The following is a 15,202-nucleotide window of genomic DNA, read 5'->3' as shown; positions in this document are numbered from 1 at the left end:
TATTCTTTTTCTGCTCTAATTCATCAATGTTTCGATAATAGGACATTCGAAAATATTTTTGTTTTCAGGACATCTTTCTTTAAGGTCTGTCAACATTTGTTCAATTTTTTTAAGATCTTCAATTTTACGCTGGATGTCTTCTAATTTTAGAACAGTGAAATCATATATGTCACAGCACTTTGTTTCGTTACGATCGACAACCCCTAGTAATTTATCAATTTCATTTAAGGTAAATCCCAATTCCTGCATCCGTTTTATGAAATTCAATCGATCGACCGTTTGTAGAGAATACATTCGGTATCCTTTTTCGTTACGATCAGTTTCTTGAATCAAACCTAAACGCTCATAATAACGAATGGTCTCCTTGTTAACGCCACACCTTTCAGCCAATTCCCCAATACGATATTGCATCTATCTCACCTCATATAAAGTATAAACCCTGTACCATAGTACAGGGTCAAGAGATGTATTATTTACTAAGATCTACTTTCTTAAAATAAACTACCATTTTTCAATAAGCCTTAATCAACAATATGGCCCTTTAGTTGAATAAGATCTCAAAGAATCGAATGAATACTGTATACAAAACTAGTTAACATAATAGCAATTTTGCGGAACTTCCGAAATATAAACCCCCTTGGTGCTCAAGGGGTTCCGTATTGTTCATTTTCATCGTTTATACATGGTTGATGAATCAACATTTTAGGCTTCTGAAGAAGCCTGGTAGCTACATAACAAAGGGGGATATGCAAATTCTTCTTTCACTAAAGCTACCCGTTAGCTTAATAAGGAAAAAGTTTACTTGGAGAATAATTGTTTTAATGTTTATTGATTTCCTCTCCTAAAATTTTAAATCTATTATGTCTATTTTTTAGAAATTACAGTAAACATCCCTGTCATGTTGGGTGAGAAATCTTTAAAATCATATTTTTCATAGAACGATTCTTTACCTTGTGATGCAAACAAACCAACAAACGCCTTATCTGGGGCATTCGTATTTAAGTATTTAACCAAAAGATTCATTATTTCCTTTCCAATACCATTTTTTTGATAATCTGGATGAACCACTATATCTTGAATATAGAAATAAATAGCCCCATCGCCAACAATTCTCCCCATACCAACAATTTGTTCATTATCCTTGACTGTGATGCAGTGAATAGAATTACTTAGTGATGTTTCCACCACTTCAAAATTCATATAATTAGTCCATCCCACAGACTCACACAAATATTTGTATTCTTCCAATGTTGGTATATTATTATCAATCTTATATTTTTCCAATGTATTTCCTCCAATACCTCAAATTTCACCATAAATATATTCGACACCGTTTTATTTACTCCTCTACCTCAGCTAACCTGCTTCTTAGTTGAAGAAGGGGTCTTTTCAAATGTATAATTTTGTATAGTTTCGTACATTGAAAAGACCACCAATTTGGTGGTCACGTTGTTGAATTAAAGCACCCCGTTAGCTTAAGTGCATTATTTCACAAACTCTAGATATCCTTTCAGATATTACAGGAATGCTGCCTCATTAGTTCAAAAAGTTCAAGAAAGCAAGCATCAATTTTTCTTGAATCTTAGGTGTACGCTTTCCGTTCCATGCGCGTACATATAGCGGGGGTTATTTTAAGTCAAGTACATGTTTTGGATATGACCCATCATTTTGTTGGCTTAAGCCTTGGCATTATTTCATCAACTAAAAGTATATTAGAGATTAAATATTCAAGCGAAAAAGATTAATCAACAAATTCGAGGTTTATATCACCATTATTAGTGCTGACGTTTAATGTCTTATCACCTCTACTTTTATTTGCAGGCAAATTACTCTCTCCTTTTTTTGCCTCGCTTAATATAGCGAAATCATCATAAGAACCTACAATTGAGCCACTAATATCACCATTTTTTGTTTCTAAAGTTACTGTAGTACCTGCGTTCAACTTGTCCAGTTGGATATTACCGTTGTTTATCTTAATATTCACTGCACCTGCAAATGAAAGTGGGGGCAATTCAATCTTTTCGTTTGATGTTTTTAAAATCAGATTTTCTATAGACGCATCAGGTATCCATACCTGAATAGTCCTGTATTCTTGAGCAGCTTTCCCACCAATGTAATCGTCCCAATCTTTTTGACTTACATACACCATGGATAATTCTTTTCCGTCAGATAAATCAATTTTATAAAATTCTTTTTCACTTTCATTATAAGAAATATGAATTTTTTCATCTTCAGACTGAAAAATTTCTATTTTTCTATCTTTAACGTCAATTGTAATAGTATCAACTTCTGCAGCTGAAGTGACATAACTTTTTTCCTCATATGTTATAGGTTCAGAGGAACAGCCAGTTAGTATTACTGACAATGTAATTAGTACACTCATAGCAAGTTTTTTTGTAGCATTTCTCATTTTTAAACTCTCCTTTTTTAAATCGATCTTATTTTTAATACAGCTAACCCTACAAGCGCCAATACCATACTGATGGAAAGACAAACACTGATGTGCAACAAAGCGTTTCCATTAAACATAATGAGCTTGAAAAAGCCTACCAAAATTTGTCGCAAAGGCTGGATCGGAACAAACACACAGATGATCGCCACTAGAACAGCGTCCGTCAGCCAACCGTACCAATACGATTGCATAGAAAGCAGCACATGTAAGATCAACGCCAGCATCAATAAAAAAGCAAACTGCTGAAAAAATGCAACGAATACACCATTTTCCCACCAACCGCATAGCTTCAACAAATTAATCACGATTTGTGTTTGAATCATTGGGTCTATTACTAGATGGACAAAAGTATTAACCATTGATATTGACGCTGCGGCGATGATATAGGTAAGGATACTACCCCAAAAGTAATCTTTTTTCGTTGCGTTTAAATGAATTAGCTTACTAAAGTTAAAATACACAATGAAAAATGGAATCATGAGCATATAAAGATAAGTGTAGTTTCCTCGGCTTATGGATATGCTTGCATCCGAAGATGTGGTAGACAAAAGAACGACTAAAATCGTAATAACAAGTGCAATTAAATTACTTGCAAAGTTTCGTTTTATAACAGTTAGAACTGGTTTCATGATAAATTCCCGCCCTTCTTCTCAACCATACGAATGAAGAAATTTTGAAGGGACAATTTTTCAATTTCGAGATGATCTCTTTGACTGATTGGTAAATCAAAAATAAAGCGTGTTAATAAACCTCCAGCTTGTATCTCTCCAATTGTATGCAGATCTTTTGTGACTTTCTCTACTTCCTGTTTTAATCCACTTACGCTATATGCCTTTGTCTCAATTTCCTGTAAGGTATCATAAAAACGCAGGGTACCCTTGTCAATGATAATCAGCTTTTGCATGACCTTTGCAATTTCATCAACGATATGGGTGGAAACAATAATAATACGTGGATTCCTTGAAAAACTCTCTACTAGCAAATCGTAAAACTCCGTACGCATAATTGCATCAAACCCCAGCACCGGCTCGTCTAAAAGAACAACTGATTTGTTACTCGCAAGGCAGATGATGGTGGAAACCATTGTTTTCATACCTAATGAAAGCGCATTAAATTTTTTACCGGCATCTAGCTCAAACCGTTCCATCATTTCCATTGCAAATTCATAATCAAAGCGTGGATTTAAATCTCCAGCAACCCTAATTAGTTTTGTTACTGGAAGATTAAAATGTTTGGCAAAATTTTCAATATGACTAACACCAGTATCCATCGTTGCAGTGCTAATAGAGTGCCCGTTAACACGTATGGTTCCACTTGAAATATTCTGATAACCTGCAATAGATTTTAAAAGCGTTGTTTTTCCCGCTCCGTTTCGTCCTAAAAGACAATAGATACCATTATTGTCTATAGTTAATGTGAAATTTTTTAGGACAGTTGCACTTTGATATTGTTTTGATACTTGATTTAATTCAATCATAGCTTGCTACCTCTCTTCTTTTACTTTTTCATGCCATTGCGATTTTCTCACTACATGATATAATTTCACAATAAACCTTTGTGTTACAAATAGGTCAAGGGGGGATTTATGGATATTTTATACACAATTAAACAAGCAGCAGAAAAAGTAAGCATGACTAGTGAAACCTTGAGGCATTATGATCGAATAGGTTTAGTAAAGCCATGTCATAAAGATGAACAAACTGGATATCGGTACTATTCTGAGCAGGAGCTCGTACAACTGCAAACAATTGAACTGCTCAAAACAATGGATTTAACTTTGATGGAGATAAAAGACATTTTGCAGCAGAATGAACTCCCCAGAATTATTGCACTTTTAAAACAGGCAGAAAAAAAGGCAGATGAGAAAATCGCTCGCCTGCAATACGCAAAATCAAGAATTAAACGTGCCTATACACATTATGAAAATAAGTTAAACAGTGTAGATAACCAAAATGGGGAATTCTTTGTCAAATATCTATCAGAAAGGGTAATCATGCTTTCTGATAAATTGGAATACCCTACGATAAAAAATTTATGGAATTATCACAATCATTTTTATAAGCAAATTGAAGAAGCGTTGCAACCACAATTTTTGTTCGAAGAAATGGCAGGAATGTTTACAACACCAGAAAAAACCCGGTTGTTTGCCATTTGCTTAAAATATCCTTCAATAGAGGGGTTAACAATACTACCAGAGGGTAATTATTTATGTGCCAATTGCACCGAAGAGAATAAGGATATGGTATTGCAGAAATTACTTCAAAAGGCAAAGACAGAATTTGGTGTGTGTCCAGATGTCGTTCTTCACTGCATTGTGATAAATGGGGTTTTGCAATGGAATTATCAGATACAACTGCTCATACAGTGAGGCATACTCATACACAAAGTGCAAAATAAGTAAATGTAACAATTATCATAAGGTATTCTTTTATTGATGTTTAGTGTAGCTAATTATCTTAATAGTTATACAAAAAATCGGAAGATCACAACTAGTGATACATCCGATTTTTTGATTTATATGTATAGCGATAATAAAGTTGTTTTCTCCTTATTAGAACTAACACGCCTGTAGTTCAACAAAAATCTCTATAATGCAAGCAACTTTGAAAGAAAATTACAGCTTGTACATCGTCTGGTACAACTTCTCTTGTAGCTTTGGAATAAAGATTGATTAAAAATATCCCTCAATCTTTATCTAAAAGCAACTACAAGAACTCCATTTTAAAAAAGGATTGATCAAAATGGAGTTACTCTTTTTAAATAGGTATGAGATTTTTATAAAAAAGTTTGATAATTTTAATAAGCCTTATTCTGCAAACGCGCCCGATTGTGGAAGATAGTTTTCAAATAAAGCCACTGTAATTGAAGTATAGGAACGATTAAAAAATGCAGGTTTAAAGCGTCAAATTTACAGGTTTTTATTCAAATAATAAACTCTGAATAATTTTGAAAAGTACTATCGTAGCCATGTTTATGTATTTGCATAAAAAGCTGTATAGACAATATTCAAAGGAAAATCCAAGAAATGTTGGTTTAACAGCATTTCTTGGATTTTGGTTTCTTTCCAAACTTTCATTTGGGAACGTTATTAACGTTTACTAATGTATAAAAATTATTAATCTTGAGATAGATGTAACCAATCGAGTTAACGAAAAGGACTATTTAACATATGTCTTCGTTGAAGAAGTATCAGTTAAATGAAATGATTTAATTACTTTTTAACATTTATTACTTTGTATCCAACAAATAAGATTAAAAACCAAACTGGTGCGACATATAGGGCAACACGCATATCTGGAATAAACGCCATTAACACAATAACCATTAATAAGAATGCAATGGCAATGTACGTAGAAAGTGGATAAAGCGGAATTTTGAATTTCAGTTCGGCTACTTCCTCTTTCGTTTTTGACTTTCTAAATTTCAATTGCGCTAATAAAATAATCATCCAGCTTGTAATGACTGCAACAGTCGCAACAGCAGAAATATAGATGAACACTTTTTCAGGTACTACATAGTTTAAGACAACCGCAATTAATAACACCGCTGAAGAAAATAAAATCCCTCTACGCGGACTACCGTTTTTGCTTACTGTTTTAAAATATTTTGTAACATTTTTTTGTACCGATAAGTTGTGTAGCATACGTCCTGAACCGTATAAACCACTATTAAATGCAGACATTGCTGCTGTAATTACAACAAAGTTAATAATGTGAGCCGCAGCAGGGATGCCGACGTGATCGAAAATTTGAACGAACGGGCTACCTTCTGAACCAACTTCGTTCCAAGGATAAATAACCATCATAACGCCTAATGCACCAATGTAGAAAATTAAAATACGCCAAACGATGTTGTTAATAGCTGAAGGAATTGACTTGCTAGGATTTTTTGCTTCTCCTGCAGAAATACCAACTAATTCAACCCCACCGAATGAGAACATAACTAATACTAGTGACATTAAAATACCATGGAAACCGTTTGGCATGAAGCCACCGTGAGCCCATAAATTATCGAAGCCAATTGCTTCACCGTGGTTGCCAACACCGAAGAAAATAATGGCTAATCCTAGAACGATCATACCGATAATCGCAACAACTTTAATCATCGCAAACCAGAATTCGAATTCTCCGTAAGCTTTTACATTTGCTAAGTTTACAAGCGTCATAATAACAAGTACTACAAGGGCAGTTACCCATTGTGGAATATCAGGGAACCAGTAGTTAATGTATACACCGACTACTGTTAATTCTGCCATGCCAACGACAATCCACATGAACCAATACGTCCAACCAGATAAGAACCCAGCAAAGCTTCCTAAATATTTATTCGCGTACGTACTGAACGAGCCTGATACAGGTTCCTCTACTGCCATTTCGCCTAATGCACGCATAATTGTGAAAATAACTAATCCGCCAATTAAATAAGCTAGTAAAATAGATGGCCCAGCCATTTGAATTGTGGAACTAGAGCCATAAAATAAACCGACCCCAATGGATCCGCCAAGTGCAATTAATTGCATGTGACGAGTACTTAATCCGCGCTTTAGCTGTGAATCTTGATGATTGTTTTTCATAATGTCTTACTCCTAATACGTTTAGATTTTCAAATACTTTGCTCAAAAAAGGAATAAAAAAAAACGCCCTTTTGGATTAACCAAAAGGACGATTCAACTCGTGTTACCACCTTTAATTTATAAGCAATTCACATTACTTACCTTAAGAAGTACGGTCATTTGACGATACTCTCGCACATGATTACGGGTGCTTACCGGCGTAGCCTACTTAGAATGATCTTTTCGGTACACAGCTCCAAGATGAATTCTCAATCGTTTTACTTGCACCTCTCATCAACCGGTAACTTTCTGTTCGTAAAAATAATTGATACTATTTCTTTTCATAGCCTTTGTTCTATACAAATATTTTTGAATTGTTTTTCATTTTACAGAAAAAAATATTTTGTCAATATAATTTTTAAAATTTCTTCATAACCCGCTTAAATTATATATGACATTTTACTATATAAATACAACTCACCACTTAAATATAAAAACTAAAGGAAATATTTCAACAAATGTTAGTAAAGTTCATTTAAGATTGTTATTCAACAATCTGGCCCGATTGCGGAACAAGGTCCCAAAGGATCACATGAATGCTCTATACAAATCTAGTTAACATAAAGTCAATTATAGGAAATTAAAGAGGTTGAGTGCCCTTTAGGTACTCAACCTCTTTTGATTTTCTTTTTCAAGTTTTTTAAATTCTATAAATGCTTTAAAATCTTCTTTAGATACTCCAGATTCTATTAACTCTTTGACTAATCGAAGCCATTTTTCATCTAATTGTTTATTTTCCATGATTAACCTCCCTGGAATTAGAAGTGTTTTACTTTACAATTCCATTTATATAAAAAGTAACAGTTATTTCTTATAATCCACAACGGAAATACTTGGGTTATAAGGTAAATTACTCCTAATAATTAAAATTGCATATCCTATTTATTTCTAGTTAACATAAAATTCCTTATAGGTACTGAAAAAAGGATCTTCCAGTCGAAGATCCTTTTAGCTGATTGTTTAATTAAAGCACCCTATAGTTTAAGTACATCACTTCACAAACTTGCCTTTTTTCAACTTTATTTATTACAGTAATTTTTCCCCTTTAGAACATTAACAAAAATAGCTTCAAACCTGCTAGGCCTAACGCTATTACTATTCATTTAGTTCAAAACCTTTTCAAATCCATTCTTTTCCATGTTCACGAATGAATTGAAGTTCCTTTTGATAATGTTCAAAGTGTCCCTCATCGATCATTCTTTGAAACGCCAAATCTCCTTCTTCGGCTTTCCTTTGTATGGTTTTACATAATCCTTCTACTCGTAGCAACACCATCTCTAAAAAACCTTTTTCCATTGCCTTAATACCATAGGATTCAAAAAATAATTTAACCCTTTGTTTTATACGGTCGGCATCCTTTAATGGTTCATAATAAACTGCCTCACCTGTTTCAGTATGATAAAGTCTACTTAAAGGAACGCAAGTGTAAAGAGTATAGGCTATATCCCAAAGTCTTGGACCAGGAGCAGCAACATCAAAATCAATAATACCTACTGGTTTTTCGTGATTAAAAATAATGTTATAGATGGCAAAATCATTGTGACATAGCACTTCAAATGGCTGAGGGGTGTTATCGATTGGTTGCCAACTTTCTTCGATTGAAAAATCACTCACAGCATTATGATAGAGACGAAGCATTTTCGCTATCTCTTTTAAAGCATCATTTGACCACATATATTTTTTTAAAGGATAATTACCAGCTTCTCCTTCAATAAATGATAATATCTCTCTATCTTTTTCATCAATACCTAAAAACTTCGGTGCGTAGTCAAAACCTTCACTTTCCAAATGCTTTAATAACTTATGAATTTTGGTGCCATTTGCTTTTAAGTCTCGTCGCACAGTGTCACCCGAGCGATATACGTTTGAGATATTTCCTCCTGTTAGCATTTCTTCCTTTTCGTACTGACTTGTCATTAAAATTCCCCCGATATAGGGACGCTATGATTGTGCCAATAGAGATGTATTTTTACCCATAAATAGAAGCAGATATACAAAGGTATCTGCTTGGTAATGGGAATTTAATTGTCCACACCATGAATCCCTTGAATGATTTCAGATAGACAAATAAACGTATCCTTAAAATCAAGAATCGCCATCGTCTCTCTATCCAATTAACTAATCAGTTCAAAGTATTCCACATGTGTAATATAGATTCCCCTTTCTTTACATCTCTAATTTATATATTACCAAATATCACCAAATAAACAAAGAGGATTTTATGTATTCACTAAACTATTCTGTCTATTGCAACAACTCAAAGAATACATCATTTTCTCTGAGTTCAATACCATTAAAAGTATCTTGTTCAAGTAAACTGTCACGTTAGTTGAAGAAGGGAGTTTCTTCTTCAACTGATGTCACCCATTAGCTTAATAAGCTAGATTAAAAAACTCCTCTTATTTTATTTCAAGAAGAGTTTACATAATCACCCTTATCGGTATTGAAAAAGGATCTTCGGTTTGAAGATCCTTTAGCTACTTGTTAAATTAAAGCGCCCGATTGTTTAATAAAACAAAAATTATTTCTTTTCTTTATCGGTCCATAAAACTTTGTAGAAAAATGCGAGTTCAGCTTCTTCAATACCCGATGGTAGTTCCCCATTTTCGCCTCCACCAGAACTCAGTTCGTTTTTAGTAGTGCCTAGCCACGCTGCTAAATAAACAGGTTTATTTTTTTCTAAAGTAACTTTTTCTCCGACTAGCTTACTGAAAGAAGAAGATGTCATGTTACTTGAATAAATCGTTGTAGCAAGCCCAGATGGTATACCAGTGATCAGTTTTAAAGAATGGCCTTCATTTTCGATGTCACTTATTCCAAAAGAAATGAAGCTGTCTTGATATTTTGTTTCAGGCCCATCCCAAGTCTTTAGCAACTCCTCTTTAAACTTACCGTTTTTAAACACCTCCACTGAAAATTGCAATTCATCATCTTCTTTCGGAGTGCCATTCAGCTTGAAAAATTCAATTTGCCCCACACCTGTCTTGCTAATAAGAAGGTTTTCTTTTTCGCTCATGTTATATGACTCAATGGTTATTTGCGTATTTAATGGCGATTTTTCCTTTTCTAAAGGTTTTTCTTTTTCTACACCTGCACACCCTGTTAACAACAAAGCAAAAATTATAAACAAGTAACGGCTTTTAAAGTGTCGCATTTTTTGCTCCCCCAATTAATCAATGTTTCATTAAATTATTTCAAATTACCTCCATTTTCGCAATAAGCATTACTCCGTTAAATGGCCCGTTTGCTAAATAAGGTTTCTAAGGTATATATGAATGCTCTATACAAATCTAGTTAACATAAAATTGCTTATAGGTACTGAAAAAGGATCTTCGTTTTGAAGATCCTTTTAGCTGCTTGTTCAGTTAAAGCGCCCGATTGTTGAATTAGATTTTAATTAAGCTTCATTCTTTTTCCACATATTAAAGTTATAAATTAACTGAATTGAAAAGGTTAAAACGAAAAATAGCCCAACAAGTATATTTGCTAACATACTCCAATCTGCATAGCTGTAAATAACGATGGATAACAAAATCATTATAGGAAGGCTTGCGAGTGTTCTAATCATTTTTCGTCTATACGATAATTTAAAATAATTAAATCCAACACCTCTATCAACTTTTGGCGCATTTTTAAAAACAAAAGATAAAATAAGAGTAAAAATTAGCCCTATGACAAGGGATACGATGAAATATAACACACTCTCTCCTCCATTTATTCTAGTAATCCTTTATCTTTGAATATTATCCTTAATGATTCATTCACCAATTCAGATTTATAGTTTCTAGGAACACGATCAATGATGTTTAATATCTCTTCATCAAAATAAAACCCTCTGTACACTCTTTTAGAGTGTGTTTTCTTACCTGCAAGTAACATATCGATTGAATCCATTTCATCATTGCTAGCGCTAGCAGATTCAGCTTTGCCTTTGCTTTTTGTTTCACTTGTGCTAGCGCTAGCCATTTCACTTTTACTTTTATTGATTTCACCCATAGAAGCGTTATTTTTCCCAAACAATGTACTAAAATCAATATCGGATGGCTCGGGCAATTCTCCTAAATAGTTATAAACACTTTTCTTGCTATCCCATTCATAACCTAACTTTTTAATCTTCAGTTGAATCGTTCGATCACTTACGCCATACAATTCGGCCAGTTCTTTGATGGTCATTTCTTTCATCATAATTTTATGAATGATTTTACTTACTAGCATATGTAAAAGCCACCTGCTTTCATCTTGCTTTTACATACATATATTCATGCTAGCGTATTAAATGTCCTGCATGAAAGCCTTAATTATTTACATAATCACCCTTATCGGCACAGAAAAAAAGGATCTTCGACCGGAAGATCCTTTTTGCTGCTTGTTTAATTAAAGCCCGGTTAGCACAATAACTAATAATGCTTATTTTTCTTTTCCCTGTTTTAATAACTCTATAATTTCTTTGTTTTGTTCACTGGCTTTTCTTAATTTCCCTTCAATTGATAGACAGGTAATGGCTATCACAACAACTCCAACCGTTATAACAAATTCCATATTACGGACCTCTTTTCTCTTCATATATTTTATTATAAAAATCAATCTCCTTTGTGACTACTTATTGAAGTATCCTGCTGCTTTAGTTGAACAAGGTTTCTAAGGAAAATATGAATACTTTATACAAATCTAGTTAACATAAAGTTAATTTTCGGAACTTCCGAGACATAAAACCTCTTGGCTCTCAAGAGGTTGCCATTAAGGCAACCAAATTTTGTTTTTAAGTGGTATTGAATGAGACAAAAAAATAGAAGCTGTCGAGAAATTCTCGACAGCTTCTATTTTTTAATTCTAATGAAAATTATTTTGGTGATTTTCTAGAAAACTTAGTAAACAGAAAAACAACTGCTGCAAGTAAAACAAATATTACTAAAGGAACAATGATATTATTCACTATGACCACCAATCCTTTTTAAAAATTAATTTCCACTAGTAGTGAATACTCCATTTTTTACTCTACCATAAATATACAGGTTCGTACTAACTGGAGCAGTCATATACAATGTATATCTAGCTTCTGCAGGTTGAGAAGCAGTTTCAGTTTTTCTAACTATTGACAAAGTGTCTCTACTTACTATACCTGGTGGAATATCCAAATACCAAGGATCATATGCGCTAACAATTTGTCCCAAACCAGTTGATGAAGATACTTTAACATCAGTGTAAAAACTGTAATTTACAGTTGTTGCATACCAAATTTGCCTTAAAGGCAACCGATCTGTTTGTAAGGAGAGGCGGACTGCAAGAAAAAATAGAGTTCTTAATCAATCTTGCATTTTCTTCTTAAAGTAAACTGCTGCGTTAGTTGAAGAAGTTCTTTTGAATGTATGATTTTAGATAAATTCATACATTAAAAAGGCCGTCATTTGGCAGCCTTTTTATGACGCTATTGCCCCCGTTACTTTAAGATGTTTTTTGCCTCTTTAAGATAAGAATTCCTTGAATAATTGCACATGTTCCACAGAAAAAAGAGCTAATAATAGTTACATAAATAGGTGTTGCAATTGTTCCATCACCAATGGGTCCAACTTTTGGAACTAAGAAAATATAATAGACATAGATTAGAACAGCTATAATTGTCACACTACCACCGATAATTAAAAATTTCGCTCTCAAATAAGCCACTCCAATTTATCTCTTTTTAATAAATTCACTATACACCTATTAATTCAATAACATTCGAAAAGGCCCCTTCAAATTTCACTAACTTGCTCTTTAGTTGAGAAAGGTCTTTTCGAATGTATGATTTTACATAGTTTCGTACATTGAAAAGACCACCAATTTGGTGGTTTGGCTGTTGAATTAAAGCACCCGTTAGTTTAAGTACATTTATTCACATACTTAGTTCGTTTTCCATAATTATTGCTTCATCTATTAAAGGAATCCTGCCCGGTTAGCCCTTCATGTAGCGAAAAATCTATACTACACCACAGAAAATGAAAGATTATTACGTTTTTTCATTGGAGTTCAATAACCTTTAAGTAAATCCACCAATAAATCTATTCACCAAATGGCTAAGAATTCACTCCACTAGTCAAAGTGTACTTGATGCTTGAACAAGTAAGCGAGACAGTAAATCATAATCAGGAGAAGCACCCTCATGAATTTTCAGCCATTTTCGTTCAGCAGGACCTTCAAAGTCTTTAGGAACTTCTAGTTCAGTAGTATTCATAATCATAAACGCTATAGCATCCTTAGAAGGAGAAATCACTGCAGCAAATTTCCCATTTTTTAAGAAATGTGGCTTTTTATATTGAATCCGCTCTTCCACATCAGGTATAGATTTATGGACAAGTTCACGAAGCTGATTGCATATCTCAATCTTCCATTGTTGATTGAGATTTTCGATAAAAGAAGAGACCTCTTGATTCACTTTTATAATTCTCCTTTAAAATCTTCATCTTTGGAAAGTTCGCTATATTTCTTGAAATTTTCTAAAAATGCTTGCCAACCTTCTTTTTGCTGCTCAGCGGAATGGGTAACTTCTGCGTCAAAAACCTCAATTACCTTCGTGTCTCTGCCTTGACTAGTAAAAGTGATCGTAACTTTTCTTCCATCTCCAAGAGTATAAGAAATCAATTCGTTTATTTTAATTTCATCATATACTCCACCAAAGTCAAAACCAAAACTTCCATCTTTCGCTTCCATTCTTGTAAGAAATGTTCCACCTACTCTTAGATCATTTTCAGCAAATGGTGCATGCCAGTCATCTGAAGCAAAAGACCATTTCGTAATATGCTGTGGTTCTGTCCAATATTCCCACACTTTTTCAACTGGCGCATGAACTGTGGTCTCTACCTTTATTGTTTCTTTATTATCTGTATTCATTTAATATCCCTACCTCACTTTATCTAATTCATATCCCTGTTTTACTATATGATTAACTGGAAGACCGTTATTTATATGGTAGCCTTAAATAAGACTCAGTAGCACCAGACCCTAAAGATTTATATTGATGCACAATTGTTTTTATAATCAATGAGTATTGATTAACTAAAGAATTAACCCTGCTATTTAAGTATTCCACCATTCACTAAGTAACCCTTCAAACCAATTAACATATACACAAAACAAAACATATGTTCTCATATGGATTTTAACCTAATCTAAAAGAAAACACAACAAAAATTATTGAACTAACCTGCCCCTTTGGTTCCTTAAGGAAAAAAGAGCTGCTGATAAGCTCCTAATATTGAAGTAAAGAACCCGTTAGTGGAACATCAAATTAGAAAAACTCATATAGAACTTCAAAATACCAAAGTTCTTCCTTTGTAACTTTATAACGTCTATATCCTTCATAAAAGGCATGTATGTATGCAGGATTATTAATAAATTTCCCAATCGCTAAGGATTCATCATATCGAGGATCTCCGACTGTCATACCAGATACATCAATAAAAAGTTTTATCTTCCCGTTGATGACAAGCACATTATCTGTTGTGCAATCACCATGTATCATAGTCTGTTGAACTGGTATAGGTTTGTCGGACTTCAACTGATTTAACAACTCTAAGTTACCCTCCGTTTGTCCGTTTTCCACATAACTTTGTGCCTTGGCAAGTCGCTCCTCAAGCCAATTATTCTCTCGTCTAAAATATTGCAATTGTTTTTTTTCATGAAAATGATGAAGAAATTGTCCAAAACTCCTAATTAATGATTTCTTTTCTGTTGTACTTTTCGCTTGGTTTAAAGCAGAAGTTAACGTTATTCCGTCCTCAAATGACATTATTAAATGGCTTCCAATTTTCTCCTCGAAAAAACCATAGTATTTAGGAACTGGAATCTGATTATTGTTATTTAACTTTTCTAATACTAGAGCCTCAGTCTTCAACCATTCCTTATATTTTTCCTTAAACGAACTTTTAAGTACATAGGAACCATTGTTTGTTATGATCTGATGTACTTCTGAAGTACAACCCTGTTCATCCATTTTGATAAATCTATTTGTTTCACCTACTATTTTTTCAACCTTCTCTATTAATTCTGTATTCACTTTATATACACCACATTTTTTCTTAAGATAATACTTTATAATTCGCTCTTTTATTCAACTATCCTGCTTCGTTAGTCGAATAAGAGAAAGGTTGCCAAAGCAACCT

17 protein-coding genes and 1 other annotated feature are annotated in these 15,202 nt (G+C 33.6%); of the genes, 1 reads left to right on the top strand and 16 read right to left on the bottom strand.

Going from position 1 to position 15,202, the window contains the following annotated elements:
• Positions 1-15 precede the first annotated feature (15 nt).
• The 5 genes from merR1 to JNUCC23_RS10830 form a co-directional block, all read right to left on the bottom strand.
• Positions 16-411 carry a mercury resistance transcriptional regulator MerR1 gene (gene merR1 / locus JNUCC23_RS10850; protein ID WP_403071633.1) on the bottom strand — a complete coding sequence of 132 codons (396 nt, stop codon included), beginning with the start codon at positions 409-411 and terminating at the stop codon, positions 16-18.
• A 453-nt stretch (positions 412-864) separates the two neighbouring features.
• On the bottom strand, positions 865-1,284 hold the full coding sequence (locus JNUCC23_RS10845) for a GNAT family N-acetyltransferase (RefSeq protein ID WP_403071636.1): 420 nt from the start codon (positions 1,282-1,284) through the stop codon (positions 865-867).
• A gap of 457 nt (positions 1,285-1,741) precedes the next feature.
• Positions 1,742-2,410: a DUF4097 family beta strand repeat-containing protein gene (locus tag JNUCC23_RS10840; protein WP_403071642.1), complete on the bottom strand. Its 669-nt coding sequence runs from the start codon at positions 2,408-2,410 to the stop codon at positions 1,742-1,744.
• Positions 2,411-2,427: 17 nt separating this feature from the next.
• Positions 2,428-3,081, bottom strand: a complete 654-nt coding sequence (locus tag JNUCC23_RS10835) for a hypothetical protein (RefSeq protein ID WP_454215776.1) — start codon at positions 3,079-3,081, stop codon at positions 2,428-2,430.
• Complete coding sequence (locus tag JNUCC23_RS10830) at positions 3,078-3,929, bottom strand: ATP-binding cassette domain-containing protein (protein ID WP_454215774.1); 852 nt, start codon at positions 3,927-3,929, stop codon at positions 3,078-3,080. Before JNUCC23_RS10830 ends, JNUCC23_RS10835 begins: the two co-directional genes overlap by 4 nt.
• Before the next feature lie 108 nt (positions 3,930-4,037).
• Here JNUCC23_RS10830 and JNUCC23_RS10825 point away from each other — a divergent pair, with 108 nt between their 5' ends.
• Positions 4,038-4,820 (top strand): MerR family transcriptional regulator, encoded by a 783-nt coding sequence (locus JNUCC23_RS10825; RefSeq protein ID WP_454215773.1) that lies wholly within the window; start codon positions 4,038-4,040, stop codon positions 4,818-4,820.
• Positions 4,821-5,663: 843 nt separating this feature from the next.
• Here JNUCC23_RS10825 and JNUCC23_RS10820 read toward each other — a convergent pair.
• The 11 genes from JNUCC23_RS10820 to JNUCC23_RS10770 form a co-directional block, all read right to left on the bottom strand.
• Positions 5,664-7,025, bottom strand: a complete 1,362-nt coding sequence (locus JNUCC23_RS10820) for an amino acid permease (protein ID WP_403071657.1) — start codon at positions 7,023-7,025, stop codon at positions 5,664-5,666.
• A gap of 81 nt (positions 7,026-7,106) precedes the next feature.
• Positions 7,107-7,358 (bottom strand) — a binding site (T-box leader).
• 306 nt (positions 7,359-7,664) lie between these two features.
• Positions 7,665-7,805, bottom strand: coding sequence for a DNA-binding anti-repressor SinI (sinI, locus tag JNUCC23_RS10815; protein WP_403076271.1), 141 nt, complete (start codon positions 7,803-7,805; stop codon positions 7,665-7,667).
• 378 nt (positions 7,806-8,183) lie between these two features.
• The gene (locus tag JNUCC23_RS10810; protein WP_454215770.1) at positions 8,184-8,981 is read right to left on the bottom strand and encodes a phosphotransferase; all 798 of its coding nucleotides are present in this window, start codon (positions 8,979-8,981) and stop codon (positions 8,184-8,186) included.
• A gap of 604 nt (positions 8,982-9,585) precedes the next feature.
• Positions 9,586-10,233: a hypothetical protein gene (locus tag JNUCC23_RS10805; protein ID WP_454215768.1), complete on the bottom strand. Its 648-nt coding sequence runs from the start codon at positions 10,231-10,233 to the stop codon at positions 9,586-9,588.
• A gap of 228 nt (positions 10,234-10,461) precedes the next feature.
• Positions 10,462-10,764, bottom strand: a complete 303-nt coding sequence (locus JNUCC23_RS10800) for an ATPase (RefSeq protein ID WP_454215766.1) — start codon at positions 10,762-10,764, stop codon at positions 10,462-10,464.
• Between the two features lie 14 nt (positions 10,765-10,778).
• Entirely contained in the window at positions 10,779-11,279 is a 501-nt protein-coding gene (locus JNUCC23_RS10795) for an HTH domain-containing protein (protein ID WP_454215764.1), read from the bottom strand.
• A gap of 192 nt (positions 11,280-11,471) precedes the next feature.
• Entirely contained in the window at positions 11,472-11,603 is a 132-nt protein-coding gene (locus JNUCC23_RS10790; protein WP_454215763.1) for a hypothetical protein, read from the bottom strand.
• A gap of 903 nt (positions 11,604-12,506) precedes the next feature.
• Positions 12,507-12,719: a hypothetical protein gene (locus JNUCC23_RS10785; RefSeq protein WP_454215761.1), complete on the bottom strand. Its 213-nt coding sequence runs from the start codon at positions 12,717-12,719 to the stop codon at positions 12,507-12,509.
• 418 nt (positions 12,720-13,137) lie between these two features.
• On the bottom strand, positions 13,138-13,476 hold the full coding sequence (locus JNUCC23_RS10780) for a DUF1801 domain-containing protein (protein WP_454215759.1): 339 nt from the start codon (positions 13,474-13,476) through the stop codon (positions 13,138-13,140).
• Positions 13,477-13,478: 2 nt separating this feature from the next.
• Positions 13,479-13,931 carry an SRPBCC family protein gene (locus JNUCC23_RS10775; protein WP_454215757.1) on the bottom strand — a complete coding sequence of 151 codons (453 nt, stop codon included), beginning with the start codon at positions 13,929-13,931 and terminating at the stop codon, positions 13,479-13,481.
• A gap of 397 nt (positions 13,932-14,328) precedes the next feature.
• Entirely contained in the window at positions 14,329-15,096 is a 768-nt protein-coding gene (locus JNUCC23_RS10770) for a phosphotransferase (RefSeq protein ID WP_454215756.1), read from the bottom strand.
• Between the last annotated feature and the right edge of the window lie 106 nt (positions 15,097-15,202).

The organism is Peribacillus sp. JNUCC 23 (assembly GCF_053653995.1).
The sequence above is the reverse complement of the archived record's forward strand: the minus strand, read 5'-3'. Positions and strand labels throughout refer to the sequence as shown.

What these genes read in the sequence shown, in the direction of transcription:
- merR1 (WP_403071633.1), bottom strand. Translation starts at nt 411, where the DNA reads ATGCAATATCGTATTGGGGAATTGGCTGAAAGGTGTGGCGTTAACAAG.
- JNUCC23_RS10840 (WP_403071642.1), bottom strand. Translation starts at nt 2,410, where the DNA reads ATGAGAAATGCTACAAAAAAACTTGCTATGAGTGTACTAATTACATTG.
- JNUCC23_RS10835 (WP_454215776.1), bottom strand. Translation starts at nt 3,081, where the DNA reads ATGAAACCAGTTCTAACTGTTATAAAACGAAACTTTGCAAGTAATTTA.
- JNUCC23_RS10830 (WP_454215774.1), bottom strand. Translation starts at nt 3,929, where the DNA reads ATGATTGAATTAAATCAAGTATCAAAACAATATCAAAGTGCAACTGTC.
- JNUCC23_RS10825 (WP_454215773.1), top strand. Translation starts at nt 4,038, where the DNA reads ATGGATATTTTATACACAATTAAACAAGCAGCAGAAAAAGTAAGCATG.
- JNUCC23_RS10820 (WP_403071657.1), bottom strand. Translation starts at nt 7,025, where the DNA reads ATGAAAAACAATCATCAAGATTCACAGCTAAAGCGCGGATTAAGTACT.
- sinI (WP_403076271.1), bottom strand. Translation starts at nt 7,805, where the DNA reads ATGGAAAATAAACAATTAGATGAAAAATGGCTTCGATTAGTCAAAGAG.
- JNUCC23_RS10810 (WP_454215770.1), bottom strand. Translation starts at nt 8,981, where the DNA reads ATGACAAGTCAGTACGAAAAGGAAGAAATGCTAACAGGAGGAAATATC.
- JNUCC23_RS10795 (WP_454215764.1), bottom strand. Translation starts at nt 11,279, where the DNA reads ATGCTAGTAAGTAAAATCATTCATAAAATTATGATGAAAGAAATGACC.
- JNUCC23_RS10790 (WP_454215763.1), bottom strand. Translation starts at nt 11,603, where the DNA reads ATGGAATTTGTTATAACGGTTGGAGTTGTTGTGATAGCCATTACCTGT.
- JNUCC23_RS10775 (WP_454215757.1), bottom strand. Translation starts at nt 13,931, where the DNA reads ATGAATACAGATAATAAAGAAACAATAAAGGTAGAGACCACAGTTCAT.